The organism is Pseudomonas sp. Sample_22 (assembly GCF_004307635.1).
In the GTDB taxonomy this organism is placed as follows: domain Bacteria; phylum Pseudomonadota; class Gammaproteobacteria; order Pseudomonadales; family Pseudomonadaceae; genus Aquipseudomonas.
On the sequence record NZ_RCNY01000004.1, the window covers coordinates 1 to 21,127 of the forward strand.

12 protein-coding genes are annotated in these 21,127 nt (G+C 57.9%); 7 read left to right on the forward strand and 5 right to left on the reverse strand.

Annotated elements, in window-relative coordinates; genetic code table 11:
* Nucleotides 1-156 precede the first annotated feature (156 nt).
* The 5 genes from D8U73_RS00020 to D8U73_RS00040 all read left to right on the forward strand — a co-directional run bounded on the left by D8U73_RS00020 (nucleotide 157) and on the right by D8U73_RS00040 (nucleotide 9,451).
* The gene (locus D8U73_RS00020) at nucleotides 157-4,065 is read left to right on the forward strand and encodes an RHS repeat-associated core domain-containing protein (protein WP_130903382.1); all 3,909 of its coding nucleotides are present in this window, start codon (nucleotides 157-159) and stop codon (nucleotides 4,063-4,065) included.
* Between the two features lie 226 nt (nucleotides 4,066-4,291).
* Nucleotides 4,292-4,909 carry a fimbrial protein gene (locus D8U73_RS00025; RefSeq protein WP_241668491.1) on the forward strand — a complete coding sequence of 206 codons (618 nt, stop codon included), beginning with the start codon at nucleotides 4,292-4,294 and terminating at the stop codon, nucleotides 4,907-4,909.
* A gap of 76 nt (nucleotides 4,910-4,985) precedes the next feature.
* The gene (locus D8U73_RS00030; RefSeq protein WP_130903460.1) at nucleotides 4,986-5,741 is read left to right on the forward strand and encodes a molecular chaperone; all 756 of its coding nucleotides are present in this window, start codon (nucleotides 4,986-4,988) and stop codon (nucleotides 5,739-5,741) included.
* A 100-nt stretch (nucleotides 5,742-5,841) separates the two neighbouring features.
* Nucleotides 5,842-8,277: a fimbria/pilus outer membrane usher protein gene (locus D8U73_RS00035; protein WP_241668492.1), complete on the forward strand. Its 2,436-nt coding sequence runs from the start codon at nucleotides 5,842-5,844 to the stop codon at nucleotides 8,275-8,277.
* Nucleotides 8,278-8,353: 76 nt separating this feature from the next.
* Nucleotides 8,354-9,451, forward strand: coding sequence for a fimbrial protein (locus tag D8U73_RS00040; protein WP_130903384.1), 1,098 nt, complete (start codon nucleotides 8,354-8,356; stop codon nucleotides 9,449-9,451).
* A gap of 51 nt (nucleotides 9,452-9,502) precedes the next feature.
* Here the strand turns inward: D8U73_RS00040 and D8U73_RS00045 are convergent, their stop codons facing one another.
* From D8U73_RS00045 to D8U73_RS00065, 5 genes are all read right to left on the reverse strand, one after another.
* Nucleotides 9,503-10,984 (reverse strand): hypothetical protein, encoded by a 1,482-nt coding sequence (locus D8U73_RS00045; RefSeq protein WP_130903385.1) that lies wholly within the window; start codon nucleotides 10,982-10,984, stop codon nucleotides 9,503-9,505.
* Nucleotides 10,985-11,117: 133 nt separating this feature from the next.
* The gene (locus D8U73_RS00050; RefSeq protein ID WP_130903386.1) at nucleotides 11,118-13,328 is read right to left on the reverse strand and encodes an autotransporter outer membrane beta-barrel domain-containing protein; all 2,211 of its coding nucleotides are present in this window, start codon (nucleotides 13,326-13,328) and stop codon (nucleotides 11,118-11,120) included.
* Nucleotides 13,329-13,574: 246 nt separating this feature from the next.
* A complete protein-coding gene (locus D8U73_RS00055) occupies nucleotides 13,575-15,614 on the reverse strand; it encodes a hypothetical protein (RefSeq protein ID WP_130903387.1) in 2,040 nt (679 codons plus the stop codon).
* A 328-nt stretch (nucleotides 15,615-15,942) separates the two neighbouring features.
* Nucleotides 15,943-17,085 carry a glycerate kinase gene (locus D8U73_RS00060; RefSeq protein WP_130903388.1) on the reverse strand — a complete coding sequence of 381 codons (1,143 nt, stop codon included), beginning with the start codon at nucleotides 17,083-17,085 and terminating at the stop codon, nucleotides 15,943-15,945.
* 221 nt (nucleotides 17,086-17,306) lie between these two features.
* Nucleotides 17,307-18,431, reverse strand: coding sequence for a sugar diacid recognition domain-containing protein (locus D8U73_RS00065; protein ID WP_130903389.1), 1,125 nt, complete (start codon nucleotides 18,429-18,431; stop codon nucleotides 17,307-17,309).
* 171 nt (nucleotides 18,432-18,602) lie between these two features.
* Between D8U73_RS00065 and D8U73_RS00070 the strand changes: the two genes are divergently transcribed.
* Together D8U73_RS00070 and D8U73_RS00075 are read left to right on the forward strand one after the other, a co-directional pair.
* On the forward strand, nucleotides 18,603-19,913 hold the full coding sequence (locus D8U73_RS00070) for an MFS transporter (protein ID WP_056852755.1): 1,311 nt from the start codon (nucleotides 18,603-18,605) through the stop codon (nucleotides 19,911-19,913).
* A 196-nt stretch (nucleotides 19,914-20,109) separates the two neighbouring features.
* Nucleotides 20,110-21,123, forward strand: a complete 1,014-nt coding sequence (locus tag D8U73_RS00075) for an aldo/keto reductase (protein ID WP_130903390.1) — start codon at nucleotides 20,110-20,112, stop codon at nucleotides 21,121-21,123.
* The last annotated feature ends 4 nt before the right edge of the window (nucleotides 21,124-21,127 follow it).

A 21,127-nucleotide genomic window follows, 5' to 3' on the forward strand; every position in this document is an offset into this window, starting at 1 on the left:
TTCGGCAGCGGCCTGTCCTGGAGCAACGATGGCCTGGACAACCTCTATAAAGTGCGCTCGGATTATCAGTACGAGACCAAAGAGATCCTCTGGGATGCCTTGAGCAGCAAGAAGGTGCGTGAAACCAGACGGGTGTTCAACCGTTTTCACCTGCTGGTGCTGGAAGAAACCACCCAATACAGCAGCGATCCGCAGAAACACACCTACCAGAGGACCGAAACCGAGTATTACATCGATCCGATGCTGGAGTTCAAGGCGCAGAAGCCCTATTGCCAGTTGCCAAAAAAGGTCACCCAGACCTGGCGCCACCTCAGCGCCACGCTGCCCCGGCACGAGGAAACGGTCACCACCACTTATGACGACTTCGGCAACCTGCTGACCCAGGTCAACGCCAACGGCGTGACCGAAACCAGCGAGTGGTACCCCGCGAAGGGCGAGAAGGACGCGGACGGCAATGTCCTGTGCCCAGCCGACCCTCAGGGTTTTGTGCGCAACCTCAAGAGCAAGACCGTGACGCCGGCCGAGTCCAGGTACGGCAAGGCTCCGACCCTGCAGACCCGTTACACCTACACCGCGCAAAAAGGCCTGGCCGGCAGCGGCCCCTGGCTGGCACTGCGGGACGAAACCCTGGCGCAAACAGTTGATGGCCTTGCACATCAGGAACTTCGGCGCATCACCCATGAGTACATCGACAACCTGGCAGACCCTCGCCAACACGGGCTCATCAGCAGGGTGTTGCAAACACTGCATGGGCGGGCCGATACCCTGACCACCACCCAATACCGCTACAGCATTGCGAACAATACCCGCGCGGGTGCGCTGGTCATGCGCACGGAAAGTGAACTGATCGGGTTTGATGACTATTCGAACGCCCCGGACCAGCCAGGCATAATGAAAGCGGTACGCAAGGTCATCACCCAGGAGCACTCACTGCTCAGCGGCCACAAGTTGCTCGCTCAGGACGATAACGACGCCAGAATCGCCTATGTGTATGACCGCCTCGGTCGAGTGATCGAGGAAATCGTGGCACCGGACTCTGATGACTACAAAGCCAGCCGCCTCTATACCTATGCACTCACCAATGGCGGGGTTGGCCAAAAGGCCAGCCAACGCGCCAAGGACGTCAAAGGCGTCGAGACCGTTACCTGGCTGGACGGGCACAATCGGGTCATCGAAGTAGAGCGCCAGGACGTCGATGCCCTGGGCGGCGATCCGCAAGCGTTTCGCCAAACTTACAAGGCCACCTACAACAACCTTGGGCAATTGACCAGCGAAACCAATATCGACTGGGAAGGCGCCGTCGATAGACCCTTGACCAGCCATTATCACTACGACGACTGGGGGGAACAATACAAGGTCATCGGAGCCGATGGCGTGGCGCACGTCACCGAAATCAATCCGCCTACACAAACCCTGTGCACCTGGACGGAAAGCACCTTGGCACCGGTTAAAGTCAGGGGCAAAAGCCGCACGACACTCAACCGCTTCGGCAAGGAAGACAAGATCGAAGCACTGGACGCACAGGACAAGGTTGTCAGCGAGCGTCAGTACCTTTACGACGGCCTGGGTAACTGTGTTGAGCAAATCAACGAAATGGGCGAGTCCACGCGCTTTGAGTTCGATCTGTTTTCCCGGATACAGGCTACGACCTTGCCCGACTACACTGAAATTCGCCGCGCTTACGCCACTCACAGTGCCGGTGAGCTGCCGATTGACCTGGAGGTTGTCGTCAATGAGGTGGCTGTCAGTGTTGGCAACCAGACCTACGATGGCCTTGATCGCCGGACGGCGTTGAAAGTCGGGCCGCGTGTCCAGGCATTCGAGTATCAGGGTGGGCAGTCCCAGGTGTGGAAGACGACCACCGCCAGCAAAAAACAGATCACCTATGAATATAAGCCCGGGCTAGTGGGCACGCCGGTGGGCAGCATTGCCCCGGACGAGCAGTCAAGCTTCAACTATGACAAACAAGATGCTCAGCTTACCCTGTCGCAAAATACCCAGGGCGAGCATACCTTCGCTTACAGTTCCACCGGTCAATTGCTCAAGGAGTTGTGGAAGGAAAAGCGCTCAGGCAAGCAATGGGAAACCAACTACACCCACACCCTGAGCGGACGTCCGCTTACCCGTCTCGACGCCAACGGCTTGCTTTGCACGTATAGCTATGACGATAAGGGGCGGATCAAGAACGTCACTCAAGGCCAACTGCTCGCCACTTTCGAGTACGACAACCTGGGGCAAGTGAACCTCATCACGACCCGCAATAAACACACCGACCAGACACTGCGGACCACCCTGACCTTCGACGATCAAGGCCGGGAAGTCACCCGATTGATGGAGCTGGACGGTCACCCGAAGCAAACCATCAGCCAGACTTACCGCGACGACAGCAAGCTACGCACTCGTCACTTGCAGGTGGATGAGCAAACCGAGTTGCTGGAAACCTTCGACTATGACCAGCGCGGGCGGATGGTGGAGTACAGGTGCGAAGGCCCGGCCCTGCCCCAGGATCGCTATAAAAACGCCATCAAGGAACAACTGTTCGAGTTCGACGCGCTGGATAACGTCACAGGGGTCTACACGCTTTTTGCCGACGGTACCCGTGACGATGCCCTCAGCTTTTTTTCGCCGAGCGATCGCTGTCAATTGGTGGAAGTCACCCACACCCACCCCGACTACCCGGCCAGCTGCACGCTCGACTACGACGAGGATGGCAACCTGCTGCACGATGAGAATGGCCAGGCCCTGCACTATGACTCCCAGGGCCGGTTGCTGCGCGTCACCGATGCCGACGGCAAAATCGTCAGCCAATACCGCTATGATGCCCATAACCATTTGCTGGGCGTTACCCAGGGTTCACAGGCCGAAACCTTGCGCTTTTATCAGGACGATCGCCTGAGCCGCACTGAACAGGGCAGCAGGAAAATTGATTACCTGTATCTCGGCGATCAGCCTTTGGGCCAACAGGAGCAAGACGACCCAGCGCAAACACTGCTGTTATTGACCGACGGTAAAAACAGTGTGCTGGCTGAAAGTGACCAAAATGAGCTGCGAAAAGCTATCTATGGCGCATACGGTGAACGCAACCCGGACGATGATTTGAAATGCCTGCTCGGCTTCAACGGCGAAGTCCGCGACGAACTCAGCGGCTGGTACCTGCTGGGCCGCGGCTACCGGGCGTACAACCCGACACTGATGCGCTTTCACAGCCCGGATTCGCTCAGCCCGTTCGGTGCCGGCGGGATCAACCCTTACGTGTACTGCGCGGGTGACCCGATCAATTTTGTCGACCCGACGGGGCATGCCAATCGGGGGGTTAACTGGACGGGTATCGGGGGCGCGATTCTGTCGGCCTTGGGTATAGTGCTTACCATCGCGGCAGTGCTGATTGCTCCACCGGTTGGCGCGGCGGCCATCGCGGGTACCGTCGTTTTTACAGGGATTGGTATAGGTGGCGGCGCCTATGGCATATATGAAGGCATCCAAGCCACGACCGCAACAAAGTTGACAGACCGCGAGAGCCACGCGACGAGCTCCCTGATCTCTGGTGGCCTGGATGTTGCATTTGCAGGATTTGGCTTTTACTCTGCACTTGGTAAAATAGACCCCCTGGAAAAGATGATGACTAAAAAACTGAGCCATCTTCCGCGTGGCCCCTATAGAGGCGTTCCGACTCCGACTCCGATTCCTACTCCACCTCCACTACCTGATGAATTTATACCAAGCGTAGCTAGATTTCCTCGTGCAAGTACTGGACCTTCTGGGAATCCCCAAACCACAACAAATGCTCTTGCTATTAAGCCTTTGCCTAAGCCTTTGCCTAATCCTAATCCTAATCCTAGTCCTAATCCTAAGCCAAAACCTAATGTGTCTCCGTCAGTGCAAGACCAATCCTCTGCCGGGACATCCACACAAAGAGACTTAGGAGGACCAGTCGAACCTGACAGGCGTGGGGGATGGCAGCCATCTGCAGGTAAAAAAGGGTTTTCTTCAATCCCTACTCTGCCGGCGCAAAACGTCAGTGAAATAGCTGCAAAAATTAGAACACTAAAAAATATCACCAATTAATATCACCAATCAGAGGCTCCACCCTTATATAGGCTGGAGCCTTTTTCTATGAACTGACACTCCATGGCCCGAACCTTGCAGTCATTACAAATACAACTGCTCTCAGGGCCAATTTATACAGTTGCCTAGAAACAAACTGAGAGTTCTCTCATATCCCCGCTCCACTTCCCTCTTTAAACTCCCGCCGCTGAGACAACACAACTACCTCCCCTCACTCACATCAACCGTGAGTACTTCCGGCACTGTCTCGTTCAACATCCGCTGGAACCACTTAATCAAAGGATTTCGTTACATGAAGACCTCTTTATTCGCACTCCCGCTTGGCCTTGCCTTGAGCCTGGCGGCCACTTCGGCGTTCGCCACTACTGGCACGATCAACTTTTCCGGCAAAATTACCAGCGCGACCTGTCCGATTGAAATCGTCAACCCGGAAAGTGGTGCGGTGGGCAATCTGGTCCCATTGGGGGCGGTGGATGCGGGAGACTTCAAGGGAATTGGCACTGAAGGTGGCGGTCGCGGCTTTCAAATGCGCATAACCCCAAGCAGCAGCTGCTCGCTGACCCCGGGCAAGCTTGACGCAACCGTTACCTTTACTTCGGTTCAAGGCGGTGGCGGTGATCACTATGGAATCAAACCTGTCGCCGGCGCCGCGACGGGCGTGGCCGTGGCCATCAAGGACAATACCAATACGCTGGTTAAACATGGTACCCAATCGGCGATCTATCCACTGAACGAACTTGAACCAACGTTGATGTACTTCACAGCGTTGTATATTGCAACGGCCGCAAATGTCACTGCCGGCCCTGCCGATGCGGATGTCAACTTCCGCGTCGATATCAACTAACTTTCCGTTCCCTCATTCAAACAACGGGCCTCATCGCCCGTTGTTCCAGGCCAGTTCTTCGATTCAGGGATTCACTATGTTTGGCTTTATTAAACCCCCTGTTCCTTTCAGGGCGGGCGCGCTTGCCTGTTTGTTGCTGGGGGCCACGACGCTTTGGCTTCCCAACAGTTATGGCGCTTTGACAGTAAGCAGTACCCGGGTGGTGTTCGACAGCGATAAACGCAATGTTTCACTGAGCATTCTCAACCCCAGCGACAAACCCTTCGCGGTCCAGACCTGGGTCAATACGGCTGCCGACGACCAAACTACCGCTGTGCCATTTATCGCCTCACCACCGCTGTTTCGCTTGAATGCCGGTAAAGAACAACAGGTGCAGATCAATGGTTTGCCCAACACGCTACCCAAAGATCGCGAGTCGCTGTTTTATTTCAACGTCCAGGAAATACCGCAAGTAGAGGCCGGTCAAGGCAACCAGTTGAATATCGCCTTGCGCACGCGCATCAAGTTGTTCTACCGCCCCGTCGAACTCAAGAGCAGTGCGTTGGACTCCTTGAAAGACTTGAGTTGGTCAATAAAAAAGGTCGAGGGCAAAAACCGTCTGGTGGTGACCAATCCCACGCCCTTTCACGTGTCTTTCGTGCGTATTGAACTGAGTGCTAACGGGCAGAAAGTCAATCTGAAAAACACCCCCATGGCACTCCCTCTGGACGCTCAGACCTTTGAACTGGACGGTTTGAAGCCGAGCCCGGGAATGCAGGTGAGCTTTTCCGTGATCTCCGACTACGGCGGTTTTACGCCTCCCATGACCGTGCCCGTCACCCTTGACCTTTAACATTGCGCGGACTATCACCATGCCTTTCTTCCCGCACTGGAGTTCAACTCCCGCGCAGCGCTTGTTTCATTTTGGTGTATTTACCGGCGCCAGCATTGTAATGCTGGAAACCGAGACGGCTCTTGGCGCCACCCAGGTGGAATTTCAGTCAACCTTCATGCGTCAATTGGACAGCCATGCCAGCGATGCCGGCGCGCTGGCCTTGAAAGCACTCTCCAACAATCAGGATCTGGCGCCCGGGCGTTACCTGGTGAGTATCGACATCAACCGAAGCTTTTTCGACCGCCGGGAAATCGAGTTCACCGCCAATGCCCAAGGCAATGGGCTGGTTCCCTGTTTGTCGCAGCAACTGCTCAACGACATCGGCGTAAAGCTCGACAGCCTGGCTGAGCCAGCGGCCACGCTGGGTTCTTGCGTCGACCTGCAGCGGCTGATTCCCGGAGCGCTGACCGAACTGGATGGCGGCCAACTCGCACTGTCGATCTCCATCCCGCAGATTGCCATGCGTCGCGATGTGGCCGGCTATGTCGATCCGCAATTGTGGGATTACGGTATCAATTCAGCGTTCGTGAACTATCAATTATCAGCCCAGCAAGGTCGCAACTACCAGACCGGCCAAAACAGCAACCAGGATCTGTACTTGAACAGTGGCTTGAATCTGGGTGCATGGCGCCTGCGCAGCAATAACTCCTTTCGCAGCGACGCTCAGGGCGAGCGCACATGGTCGCGCGCCTACACCTATGTTCAACGCGACCTCCCCGGCACGCATTCGCGGCTGACCCTGGGCGAAACCTACACCCCGGGCGATGTATTCAGGAGCATTCCGATCAAAGGTGTGCAGATTGCGTCGGACCCGAGCATGTTGCCAGATTCACAGCAAAACTATGCGCCGATCGTTCGCGGTGTGGCGCAGACCCGGGCCAGGCTCGAGATACGCCAGAATGGTTACCCGATCTATTCCACCTATGTCAGTGCCGGCCCCTACGAGATCAACGACCTGACAACCGCCGGCGGCAGTGGAGAGCTGGAAATAATCCTGACCGAAGCCGATGGCCAGGTGCGACGTTTCACTCAACCCTATGCAACACTCAACAACCTGCTGCGCGAAGGCGTCTGGCGCTACAGCAGCAGTTTGGGTCGCTACAACGCACCGTCTTTTTCCGCGGACGACGCGATGCTTTGGCAAGGGACCCTGGCAACCGGTGTTGGATGGAACTCGACGCTCTACGGCGGGCTGATGGCCAATGATTTCTATCACGCCGGCACGCTTGGCATCGGTAAAAACCTCGGTTCGATCGGCGCACTGTCGTTCGATGTCACACGCTCCGCTGCCGACATCGATTCCCAGGACAGCCGTCGCAACGTTCAGGGCATGAGCTACGCGATCAAATACGGCAAGACGTTCGAGACCCGTACCAACCTGCGTTTCGCCGGCTATCGCTACTCCACCGAAGGTTATCGCGATTTTAGCGAAGCAGTACGCGAGCGCAGCGCCGATGAGGGCTATCGCGGCAGTCGGCGCAGCCTGCTGGAAGCGTCAGTGTTTCAGGACATCGGGACCAACAGCTCGCTGAGCCTGACGTTATCGCAGGAGGACTTCTGGCGATCCGACTATCAGCAGCGTCAGTTCCAGTTCAATCTCAATACCCGCCACAACTCGGTCAGCTACAGCCTCTACGCATCACAGTCGCTCAACGACAAACAGACCAATGACCGTCAGTTCGGCTTGAGTGTCTCGTTGCCGCTGGATTTCGGCCGCTCTACCACCGCCACGTTCGACTTGCGGGAAAGTGCTGGCCGGTTCAATCAACGCGCCTCTTTTTCTGACCGTGCCGATGGCGATCGGCTCAACTATCGGGCCTCCTTGTCCAACAATGAAAACCACCAGCAAACCGCTGAACTGGCGCTGGGCTATCAGACACCGTTTGCCAGTCTCGGTGCGGGTATCGCTCAAGGCAGCGCTTACAACAATCTTTCGCTCAACGCCAGCGGGGCGATGCTGCTCCACGGCGACGGCTTTGAGTTCGGGCCTTATCTGGGCGAGACCAGTGGCCTGGCCCATGTTCCAGACATCCCGGGCGTCGGCTTGCTGAATGCCTCCAGCGCCAGGACCAACGACCGCGGTTATGCCTTGATCCCCTATCTACAGCCCTACCGGGTCAACCGGGTGATCCTCGATACCGACCAGCTCGATCCGAATGTGGAGATCGACAATGGCGTGACTCAGGTCGTGCCGCGTCGCGGTGCTGTGGTCAAAGCATCATTCCCCGCGCGCACGGTACAACGGCTGGTGTTGACCACCCGCGACAGCCAGGGCGCTCCTTTGCCCTTTGGCGCTCAGGTCAGCAATACCAACGACGACGTACTCGGGATTGTCGGCCAGGCCGGCCAGGTACTGCTGGGCACTGTCGATGGCCCGCAAACCTTGAATGTGCGCTGGGGCAATGCCGCTACCGAGCAGTGCCAGCTGCGGTTCGATGTCCAGAGCATGCCCATGGAGCAAGGCTATCGGGTTCAAGACCTGATTTGTCGCTGACTCAAGGCTTCGTTTACCCCTGCTCGACGCACCTCGCGGTGCCTCGAGTGGTTTTTTTGCCAGGATAGAACACAGCATGTCGACCAGATTTTTTCCAGGCGCTCTACTCGCGCTCGCCATCAGTGGGCTGATGCCGGTTGATGTCACGTACGCCGCCACCAATACCTGTTATTGGGGCAGTGGTACGGGACCGATAAATTATGTGGCCAATGTGGGCGCACTCTTCGTGCCCAGAGACGCCAAGATCGGCGACCCGATAGGCCCGATAGACCAGGCATTCATTGAAAGTGGCAAAGGGCTGTCCATCCACTGCGTGACTGACGGCACTCGACTGACGTTCAATGCCGCGGCCACTACCGCACCGGTGCCTGGGCCAAGCCCCAGAATCCTTGGCATGGACACTAACGGCACCTTGCTGCAGACCAACATCGCCGGAGTCGGCGCCCTGATCAAATTCGGCACTCCGTACGATGGCCTCACCAACGGATTCTGGAAACTCAGTGGCCCCGACAGCTCAGTGCCCTTCGATGGCTACATCGATTTCAGTACACCTTTTGTCTTGCAGCACTCGGTGTTGCGCGGCGCTATCACCCTGGTCAAAACCGGGACAATCGGCCGCGGCATGCAACAGCTGGATTCGGGACGGGAATTGGTCAATGCCTCGTTCACCGGTATTCCCAATGCCTTCGGCCTGGCCTTGAGCGGTTCCGTCACCCAGGCAGAGTGCAGCCTGTCGGCCAACCCGGTCAGTGCTGACCCGGTCAAGCTGGGAGACTGGTCGACTTTGGAATTTACCGGTGAAGGTCACACTACCGATGCAGTACCTTTCACCATCGCGTTGAACTCCTGTATTTCCGACCCGCTGGTTGGGGGCACGGTCACCTATGCGCATATTCGCCTGGAGCCCACGGCAGGTTCCCGGACAATTGACGCTGGCAAGGGTTTGTTCAGTCTGGGAGGCAGTTCCAGCGCAAAAGGTGTCGGCATTCAAATACTGGGGCGTGATGCCCTGACGCCTGTCGCATTGGAGGCCGATGTAGTGCAAGGCGCCATCCCGGCCACCGGCGGCATGCTGCTGGAGTACAACGCCCGTTACTATCAGACCGGCCCCAGCAGCAATGTCGAGGCGGGTTCAGCGGAGGGTGCGCTGGCGTTTACCATTACTTATAAATGAGCCCGCTTCCCGGGAGGTCAGCCCTGCCGGGAAGCGCGTAAACAGGATCGGCTACGTGACCAGCTTCATCGACATCGATTTGAAGGGGCGATAACTATGGCCCTGATCAAAGCTGACACTGGCATACAGGGTAAACGTGCTGTTGAGGGGTAGCGATGCTACATAGGCTTTGGGTAATGGCGTGCGAAACCTTCCGTCGGCATTGAGCGGCGTCGGCGCATCCTTGAGGAAATCTGTTCGAACGCCAGAAGCCATGGCCCACACATTGATCTTCTGGGTGCCCTCATGATAAGCCCATTTCTCAATGTCAATATTTGCACCGGACAGCGCTACTGTGTTCTTGGAGAGTGTCGCCGGTGAACCGATCTGAGCCTCAGGGCACATGACTGCGCCAAATGCTTCTGCAGTAAACTCGGAGATAGACAGCGTATAAACCGCTGAATGCTGAACATCACGGCCGGCCCAATAACGAACCTCAACCTTGCGTCCATCCCCACCCACGGGAATGTTGGCCGCGACAAACGGCGCAGGAATGGCGAACTCCAGCCCACCGGGGGGGACTGGTTTTACACCCGTGACAGAGCCGATACCGCCCTCGCCGCCCAGACCGATGAAGTCCACGGTCACCTCTTCACCCGGGTCGACCTCCGAGCCTTCTACCACCACAGTCACCCCGGCTATCCCGCGGAACGGGTTCAATACTCCCGTGCCGTTCGGAGCACTTTCCGCCTGCTTGACGGTGGGAAACTTGCGCGGGGTGGGTGGACGGATGTTGACGCTCAATTCTATATCCTGGGACAGGCCTGTCTCGTTACCGGCTCTATCACGCACCCGATAGGACGCGTAAAACTCCCCGTTAGCCCGACGAAGCAGATCGCCCTTGAAGGCCACTTGCACCGGCTTGCCCAGGTCGTCCCGTGCGAGAGTCACCGTGTCTACTATTTCCCGTCCACCGGGAGAGCGCTCCCAATACCAGGTAATGACATCACCGACCTTTTTCTCGGTGTAATCGGGCAGTGTCGCCAGTACCCGATCTTCGTTGGCCGGATCGGCGAGATAGGCGGCGGTGATTTGTATGGGAGGCGGTGCAACTTCGGGAGGGAAAATCAACTTGCTGTCATCCCCCGACGGCAGATCAGGCGCGCGGGTATCCAGCGTAATCACCAGCTCCAGCGAGCGGTTCTCTGCATCGTTGTAAATCTTTGTCGTGTAATAGATTCGGTGTTGTCCATCATTGTTGCGCATCCAGTCTCTGGGCAATTCCAGGTACCGGTCTGAATCCTCGATGGGCGTGGTCCATTTCCGTGTAGCAATCGCGTCCGTCTTATCATCCACAAACAACTCATACGTCTCTTCACCGACATCCGGGTCGGAGTAAAGCGGTATGGTGAACCAGACCTTCAGGTTATCGCCAGTCAATGCTACCGGTACCAAACCGGGCTCACCATCAAGCACATCTTCAATCAACCCGATCACTTCAGGCTTGGGCGCCGGTGGTGCAAGAAAACGCTGAGTACTGTTTAACGTAACCATGAACAAGTCTCCTTGGATCACATGCAAAGAAGAACCCGCCCATCACTCGGGACTTGCCTCCCTTGCGCTTTATAAAGAATGTTGCACTCGCGGTGTACCCGCCTTCCCTGGCCGGTGATAACACGTCATACGATTACCAGGTGTAACGCATTCCCACGTTCGCACCCCACGGCTGTTCGATCTTGTCACCATTGCTGTAATCGAAATCAGCATGCAACGACACCTTGTCGGTCAATGTCATCGCCACGCCTGCGCCCACTTCGCCACGAGAACCTGAAAGGTCGTTGTTGAAGCGGTTGTCGTTGACTTCAACGTCGTTGTTATTGGCGAATTCATGCACATAAGCGGTTCGCACGTACGGCTGCACCACCTTGCCCTCGCCCAGGTTGAAGTTGCGCCCCAAGGTCACACCCAATTTGCCCAGCAGCGAATGCGAGCGGTCACCATCAGCGGACAGACCGTTGTCCAGGTCATAGCTCCTGCCCTGAAACATCACACCCGCCAGTTGGGCGTAGGGTTCAACAAAGTTGTCGCCCATCTTTATATGGCGACCGAACTCCAGGGAAGCACCGAGACCATGGGTGTCGTAGTTACCTTTGGCCTTGGTGCCGTCGCTGAGATGAACATCGGACTCGTTCTGCAAGCGGTTGTACTTGAGTACGCCGTCGAAGTAGTAGCCGCTCGGCTCATCCAGCCAAGTGGTATAGGCGCCCAGGTAGTAGCTGTCGATTTCGCCAGTCGTACCACGGCTCATGTCCAGGTCGGATTGGCTGTAACCGGCAAGCACACCCACCAGCCATTGCCCGTCCCCCATCGGCAGCGGCGCATCGGCACCGAACGACAGGCCTTGCTGGGTTTGCCGGTAAGCCACGCCAGAGCTGGCGTCGACATCGAATTTGTTGCCATAGGCGCGGATCCAGCCACCGGCCTTTGCGTTGTCCATGCGCACTTCGCCCATGCGGCTGCGCAAGGTGCTGAGCTCGCCATACCAAACGGTCGGCGCGGCGTTGAACAACGCGATTACCGATTGGGTACCAGGGCTGACGACGCGTGTTGCCGTGTTCAGGTACCAGTCGTTGTTGCCTTGCTTGATCAGATCGTAAGAAAAAGCCCCGAGGTCTACGGCGCCGTCCTTCAAGGCAAAAGTTGCATCGCCACCGCCGATATGGACCACCGGTACCGAACCCGCCCCCACCGGCTCGGTACCGCTGGCGTCGATCGCTACCAAGTGATTGCCGCTGGCCGTTTCGGTAACGGTGAGGGTGTCGACCTGACCCGTATTGAAATCCTTGTGCATGTAGAACGTGCCGCCTTCGCCGGACAAAGTCTGCACTGCCAGCTTGAAGTACTGACCCGGATTGCCGAACTGGACGCCACCGCCATTCAACGTCAGGTTTTGCACCTGACCGTCACCGACCATTACCCAACGGGCATCATTATTGACCGCCAGATTCTGGACGTTTTCCAGGCGCCCGGTCAGCGTCGCGGAATGATCGAGCACGACATCGGCACTGCTGCCGGCCTCCACCACGATATCGCCGATCAAATGGCTGTTATCGACGTTGAAATTAACCGACGAGCCTTTGGTTACCTCCAGCAACGTACCGTTGCCACCCTTCAATGTAGAGCCGTCGTTGACCTTGATATTGACCCGTTCGGTGTTGGTCTGGGTCTGGCCATCAACGATGATCGCCGAACCGCTCGCGCCTTCAACGTGAGATTTGTTGAGGATCAGCGCGTTAGCGGCTGACAGGTTTTGGTCCGCAAGCAGGCTGATACCGTTGCGTCCGCCGACAATAGTGCTGTCCGTAGCTGAAATCTGGCCGCCGAAACTGCGGATACCCACACCATCAGCATTGCTCCCGGTGACTTTGGAACCGGCTTCGAGAGTCAGCTGGCTTTGAGCACTGAGACTGGCCCCCACGCTCCCACCGATGATTTGGCTGTCGTTGACTGTCGCCTTCGATCCACCGCTTGAGGTTTGTGCCAGGCGCAATCCCGTGCTGCTGCTTACCACTGTGCTCTTGTTGGCGATAGTCGCCTCACTGGCGGACAGATCGATGCCGTTACTGGTCCCCAATGCCGTGACCTGAGTGCCGTTGAGCTGGACACTCGACCCCGTTTGGGCACGAATCTGCGAGGTTCTGGCACCGTTGGCAGTCAGACTGCCGGCGTTTTGTATCAGATAGTTGTCAAGCGGCCCGTTGGCACCGATGGTTTCCGACCTGCCATCAATAAGGGTCTGCGCCAGACTCGTGTGGCTGATCAGCAGCAGCGGTGTGAAAGTGGCAAGTTTGAGCAGGCGCGCGAGCGGTGATACTGCAAAGGTCGGACTGACAGACATTGAGAGCTCCTGGGCATTAACATTTACTTGCAGACCGCTTCACCCAGCGGCTTGTGACGCCTGGCCTACGGTCAAAGGCGGCGATCCTATGCACTCCCCCCGCAAGAAGATGTAGGACTAATCCTTTTTTCTGTGAGATTTCGCTCGGCATGACTGTAAGCAACATCAATCAAAAAACTGCCGCAGCACTGTCGGTATTAGTAAGAACACGGGCATAAACGCCCGCGTCCTTATCCGCAAACAACACTAGGGCCTTGAGATGGGACACTCGCCAGCCCCGTCATGGAATGCCGTGATGCGGGTGTACGGGATCGATCCGATTTCTTCGGTGCCGTCATTAAAGAAATACTGGATTTTCATCCGCCCTCTTCTGTTGGGCGCGGTTTTATCGAAGAGCGGCTTGATATGTGTGGCGTAGGGTGTGACCGGGAATTCGAAACCTGTGATGTCTCCATCCGTTCCCAGGATGAAATCTTTTTCGAACTCTGCACCTGGGATCGGTGTTTCTGCACCGCTCTCTCCCGTCATGGGTGTGAACACGACATGGATCTTGTCGCCGACCTTGAGCAGCGAGCTGAGGTCAGGTATTTCAACCCTGAGGTCGCCATTGGCTTCCAGCGATGCGCAGTTCGGAAAGTTGCCGGTGACTGACGGGAATTCCGCACGTGGGAGTTCAACCGCAATCGCATTGACGTCGACCTCGGTAATCTCTGAAGGCAGGTCATTTTCCAGCCCGGTAGCGCTGACCCGATACTGGACGGGGACTTTCGGATCATTCCCCCCCTCACTGATGTATCGCCACGGAATTTCAACCGTTACGTCATCGCCTGGTTTATGCCCTGGGCCCGGGGCCGCCGTATCGTCAAACGTGAGCTGAGCCTCGACGACATGCAGACCATTCCAATAGAAGTCGACAACATGGCCGTTAACTGCTTGGGCATACCACGTGAACGTGAAGAAAGCTTTCTCGTTCTTGTCAGCCCGGCTCAACTGATTGGTCCTGGTCTTATCGTGATTCTCCACTACGCCTTTCAACAAACTCGGATGCCACGGAACCGGCCATTCCTCGACCGGCGGCCAGGGCAGCCATGGTATGGCGACCTCGAAGTTGACTTTGATGGTCTTTGAGGCAGGGCCGAACGGCCGTCCTTTGCGAAATACTTTGTAGCTGATGGCGGTTTCTATATCCCCGGTGGTGCTTTGCCCGTACTCCTCCAACATGATTCGCGACGGCGTTACCGGAATTTCAATCTCCGGATCAGCATTGACAGGAATCGGAAAATCTCCCATCACGACAGTGCTGCCCCATGTGAGCTCGACGGTGTCACCGGCTTTGTAAGCCGTGTGTCGTTTGATCCAGACGCTCACCCCGTCTCGGGCGTGTTCAACCAACAGCGGTCCGGGATCGGCCTGTGGAACGGTGGGAGAATCCAGTGGAGTCGGTAACGGACCGAACGTGAGGCTTACTTTTGTCCAATACGAGACCACACTGTCGTTGAGCGCCTGGTCCCGCAATACGTAGATAAAGACGCCATCGGTGTCACCCAAACCTCGAATTGCCGCCGCCGGTATGCTCACTGTCGCACCTGCCACGCCCGGATCGGGCAAAAGCCCGAAGTAAACCGGAGTAAGACCGATCGGATTCTCTGGGATATTCGCAGCATCGACCAGATAAATGGCGATGGCGTCACCATCTTTCCACTGGTAATCGGTAGATGCAGGAACAGTGACGTCGAGCTTGCCTGCCGCCGGCAAATTGTTATCGTCGAGAAAGGGGGTCGCAAGCGTCAGCGCAATTGGCGCAATGCCGTCGTAAGGTTTCACCTGATCGCAAAGGAACTCGACAGGGTCACTTTCTTCATCCTCTCCGTTGTAGTAATAGATCACGTATTTCAGCTGGCAGGTCGCGTCTAGCGGAAGAGATGTGCGGGGGATATCCATAGCGAAGGGGAAGGTTTCCCGAAAGTCGGCTTCGCCCGTATGGATTTTGAATTCGTGGTTACCTGCTTCGACAAAACCTGCTCCGTCGCCTTTGTCCAAAAACAGCGTGACGATATCCGAATAGTCTTCGGGCGGGGTACCGGTCCACCGCGGGATTTTCACCGTCAGTTTCTGGTTCGCCGCCAGTCTGGGACCATGGAGGATCTTTTTTGTAGCAGGATCAACGAAATCAGCCCCGTCCAACAAGATCGGTTTCTCGGCAAGCCTTGCGCGATAGTCGCTGCGTAGTTTCAAATAGTCGGCATTGGCCTTTTTTCGCTGGCTTTTACTCTGTGTACTCGCCATGTTCTTCCTCTCCTGTCACGCCATTTTAGCCATAGGAAGTGCTACGGCCGTTCGGTCGGTCAAAAGCTTGGGCGCTAGGGGCAAGCCAAGCGAGTCCCGTCACGCAGCAGGCCAATCAGACCCAGGGCGAATTAAGCGCTCGTGGAAAAAAAAGCGAAACTGTCAGAGTTGACAGGTGGTGATGTATACAGGGCATTAATGAGAGGGTGAAAAGGTCGATGCCCAGCACGCATTTCCCGGCCTGCGACGGCTACGCCGAGCGCGCGTGGTGGGTTCCGGCAAGCCCTCTTTGCCACAGACTCGACGTTTATTGACAGGCATTCGATGGCTAAAGCTTCAGCTCTGCTGTCCGCCAAACCCGCGCTATGTCTCCTGCCCGTTGACGCAACAATCGCGGAGCTTCGGCGCAAGCCTGCGCCAGAGTCATCGGCCCCGACGGCAAGGAAAATGCGGCATCGACGCCGTGCTCGTACATCTGCTCGTAACCATCACCCAAGGTGCCGGCGATCACGATCACCGGCACCCCTTGCTGTCTGGCGATCCGCGCAACACCAAAGGGGGTTTTGCCACGCAAGGTCTGGGCGTCGAAACGGCCCTCGCCGGTGATGACCAGATCGGCGCCGCGCACGGCTTCTGCCAGGCCCACCAGCTCAGCCACCACTTCCACCCCGGGGCGAAAACGCGCATGCAGAAAGGCTTTGGCAGCAAAGCCCAAACCGCCCGCTGCTCCGCTGCCTGGCTCGTCGCGCACGTCCTTTTCCAAGACCTTGGCGCAGTGATCGGCAAAGTGCCCCAATGCCTGATCCAGTTGCTCGACCTGCTCGGGCGACGCACCTTTTTGCGGACCGAAAATCGCCGAGGCACCGTGTGCGCCGCACAGTGGGTTGTTGACGTCGGCGGCGATGTCGAAACGCACGTTGGCCAATCGCCGGTCGACTTCGCTCAGGTCAATGCGGGCCAACTGCCCGAGCGCCAAACCGCCCGGTGCGAGCGACTTGCCCTGAGCATCCAGCAGTTTCACACCCAACGCTTGCATGGCTCCGGCGCCGGCGTCATTGGTCGCACTGCCGCCAATGGCCAGGATCACCCGTTGCGCCCCGGCATCCAGCGCTGCGCGAATCAACTCGCCGGTACCGAAGGTGCTGCTGATGCAGGCATCACGCTGAGCCAGCGGCACCAACTGCAAACCGCTGGCCTCGGCCATCTCGATGATTGCGCTGTGGCTCTCGGGCAACCAGCCCCATGCGGCGTTAACCGGCGCGCCCAATGGCCCGCGAACCTGAGTACGGCGCAGCTCGCCGTTGCAGGCCGCCAGCACCGACTCGACCGTCCCCTCACCGCCGTCGGCCATCGGGCATTTGATCAACTGCGCATTTGGCCAGACGTCAGCCAAACCGAGGGCAATGGCGTCGGCCACGCCTTGGGCGCTGAGGCTGTCTTTGAACGAATCAGGGGCGATCACGATTTTCATGGGAATTCTCCAGTTCCATTGCCCCCATGCTGCCAGCCGCCCGGCGCAATGACGCCGGGCCGCTGCACAAGCGGCCAGAGGGATTATTGTTCATTTCCACAAAACCGCTGGATAAACCTCAATCCCTGTAGGAGACGGCTTGCTGGCGATGAACGCCCGGGCACCGCGAGCATTCAGGCAGGACGCGTTATCGTTGACGTCCATCGCCAGCAAGCCGGCTCCTACAATGGCGACGGTGTTTCCTGGGGGAGCAACTGCACGCCAAGGTACAACGCCAGCATGCCGTCCAGCTTCAACGGATCAACCCCGCTGAGCTCGGCAATTCTTTCCATCCGATAACGCAAACTGTTGCGGTGAATGCCCAAGGCTTCGGCGCAGGCCTGGCTCTGGCCGTCGTGTTCGCACCAACTGCGTAATGTCGCGAGCAACTGGCCGTTGCTGTCCTTGGCAATGACCTTGCGCAAAGGGTTGAGCAGCTCGTCCAGCGCATCGTCGTTGCGATGCCGCCAAAGCATCACTGGCAATCGATAGCGGTTGAGCGTGAGCAAGCGGCAAGCGGGCAACACGCCGCGCCCGTAAGCCAGCAAGTCGCCGACACGACGATAGCAGCGGCGCAATCCCGTCAGACCGTCGGCCTGCCCGCCCACCGCGACGCGCAGAATGTTCCAGCCCAGGCCATCGAGCTTTTCCAGCAGCCGATCGTTTTCGATGGACTGGCTGGCCGGTCGGCACCACAGCAACGATGACGTCGAGGAACTGACGCACCAGCTATCGGGATACCGGCTGGTCAGCCAGGCACTGAGCGCCTCGGCGGTTTGCCCCGGCCCGTGTTCCATGCCCAATTCGAACAAATACGGCACCCGCGTCATCTGCGGTTTGAGCCCCAGTTGTTGTGCCTCATCGATCAATCGCGGCGAGTCTCCGGCCTCGCTGAGCAACAAGGCCAACAGGTCATCACATCGCTGGCGCCGCCATTGCTGCTCGGCCTGCTGGTTGCGCTGGCCCACCAGCATCTCGGCGGTCATGCGTACCAGTTCAGCGTAGGTGCGCAATTGCTCGGGTTCGCCAGTGATGCCCAGCACGCCGATCAAGCGCTGGTCGAGCATCAGCGGCAGATTGATGCCCGGCTGCACACCTTTGAGGTGGATCGCGGTTTGCGCGTCGATCTCCACCACGCGGCCGTTGGCCAACACCAGTTGCGCGCCTTCGTGGCGGGTGTTGACCCGCTCCGGTTCGCCGCTGCCGAGAATCAGCCCCTGACTGTCCATCACGTTGACGTTGTACGGCAGGATGGCCATCGCGCGGTCGACGATGTCCTGCGCCAGGTCGTGATCGAGTTCGAACATAACGGTGATCCTTGAAAGCGTGAGCGCCTGGCGGTTGTTCACCCGCACAGGCCTTGGTTGCAAACCCTGTGCTCAGGCACAAAGACAGCAGCCCCGAGGGTGGTCGAGACTCTGCGGGCGATCAACGTTACCCTTTGCATCGCAAAAAATCATAATAAAGAGAGAGCCGCCATGTCACAGAGCGCCGCCGCAACCCAGGCCATCGTTGACGAAAAAAACGCCGTCTACAAACGCATTACCCTGCGTTTGATCCCCTTCATTTTCATCTGCTACCTGTTCAACTACCTCGACCGGGTGAACGTGGGCTTCGCCAAGTTGCAGATGCTCGACGCACTTAAATTCAGTGAAACCGTGTACGGCCTCGGCGCCGGGATCTTCTTTATCGGCTACGTACTGTGCGGCGTGCCGAGCAACCTGGCATTGACCAAATTCGGCCCACGACGCTGGATCGCGTTGATGATGATCACCTGGGGCACGCTGTCGACCTGCCTGCTGTTCGTCACCACGCCGACCGAGTTCTACACCTTGCGCCTGTTCACCGGTGCCGCCGAAGCCGGGTTCTTCCCGGGCGTGGTGCTGTATCTCTCGCAGTGGTTCCCGACGTTCCGCCGTGGCCGCATCATGGCGCTGTTCATGTCGGCAATCCCGGTGTCGGGCCTGCTCGGCAGTCCTTTTTCCGGCTGGATTCTCAACCACTTCGCCGCAGGCCAGGGCGGCTTGGCCGGCTGGCAGTGGATGTTTTTGCTGCAAGGCATTCCGACCGTAGTCCTTGGTGCGCTGGCGTATTTCCTGCTCAGCGACAGTTATGCCAATGCCAAATGGCTGACCCCGTTCGAGCGTTCGGTGCTTGAAGCCGACCACGCCGAAGACCTGGCCAACAAACCGAAAACCACGACGGATTCGCTGCTGGCCGTATTCAAGAACCCGGCGATCTGGGCATTCGGCCTGATCTATTTCTGCATCCAGAGCGGCGTCTACGCGATCAACTTCTGGCTGCCGTCGATCATCAAGAACCTCGGTTTCAGCGATAACCTGGTGATTGGTTGGTTAAGCGCGATTCCGTATCTGCTGGCCGCCGTGTTCATGTTGATGGTCGGTCGCTCGGCAGACCTGCGCAAAGAACGACGCTGGCATTTGGTGGTGCCGATGCTGATGGGCGCGCTCGGTCTGCTGATCGCCGTGAACTTCGCCGCCAACCCGGCCATCGCCATTCTCGGCCTGACCATCGCCACCATGGGCGCCCTCACCGGCCTGCCGATGTTCTGGCCGGTGCCGACGGCACTGCTCAGTGCCGGCGCTGCCGCCGGTGGCTTGGCATTGATCAATTCCATGGGGCAAATGGCCGGTTTCCTCAGCCCGTACCTGGTGGGTTGGGTCAAGGACAGCACCGGTTCCACCGATGCGGCGCTGTACCTGCTGGCGGGTGTGATTGTCTGCGGTAGCCTGCTGGCGTTGCGTATGACCCGCACCTTGCGCGCCTGATCACCACAGCTCCCCTGCAGGAGCGAGCCTGCTCGCGATTTTGCTCTAACATTCAACATCTCTGTTGACTGACACTGCGCTATCGCGAGCAGGCTCGCTCCTACAATTAGCCTGCGCGTGTCTGAGATTTGCGTTTGCTACCGGCCACAGATCTGGTATTTGATTGAGCCTTTCCCTCCGGCAAAAGGATTTCCTCATGAGCTACCGCACACTGGGTCATTCGGGCCTGCAAGTGTCCACCCTGACCCTGGGCACCATGATGTTCGGCGAACAGACCAGCACCGAGGATTCCCTGCGAATCATCGACAAGGCCTGGGACCAGGGCATCAATTTCATCGACACCGCCGACGTCTACACCAATGGCCGCTCCGAAGAAATCGTCGGTGAAGCCATTGCGGGTAACCGTCATGAATGGGTGTTGGCCACCAAGGTCGGATTCGGCCCGGTAGACGGCCTGCCGAACCGCAGCGGTTTGAGCCGCAAGCATATTTTCAACGGTATCGACGCCAGCCTGACGCGCCTGGGCACCGACTATCTCGATATCTATTACCTGCACCGCGAAGACCACAACACCCCGCTGGAGGTGACCGTGTCGGCCATCGGCGACCTGATTCGCCAGGGCAAGATTCGCTATTGGGGCCTGTCCAATTATCGCGGCTGGCGCATTGCCGAGGTGATTCGCATCGCCGACAAACTGGGAATCGACCGGCCGGTGATCAGCCAGCCGCTGTACAACATCGTCAACCGCCAGGCTGAAACCGAACAAATCACCGCCGCGCAAAACTACGGTCTCGGCGTCGTGCCTTACAGCCCCTTGGCGCGCGGCGTGCTCAGTGGAAAATACGCGCCGGATGCGCAACCCGACGCCAACAGCCGCGCCGGTCGCCAGGACAAACGCATCCTGGAAACCGAATGGCGTGTCGAGTCCCTGCGCATCGCCCAGCAGATCCACCGGTACACCGAGGAACGCGGCGTCGGCATCGTCGAGTTCGCCATCGCCTGGGTGTTGAACAACAGCGCCGTCACCTCCGCCATTGTCGGCCCGCGCACCGAAGCACAATGGGACGCCTACACTAAGGCGCAAGCGGTGAAGATCACGGCCGAAGATGAGGCGTTCATCGATTCGCTGGTAACGCCAGGGCATGCCTCGACGCCGGGGTTCAATGATGTCAGCCATTTTGTGTCGGGCCGTAAACCGCGTACTGCCTGACAAC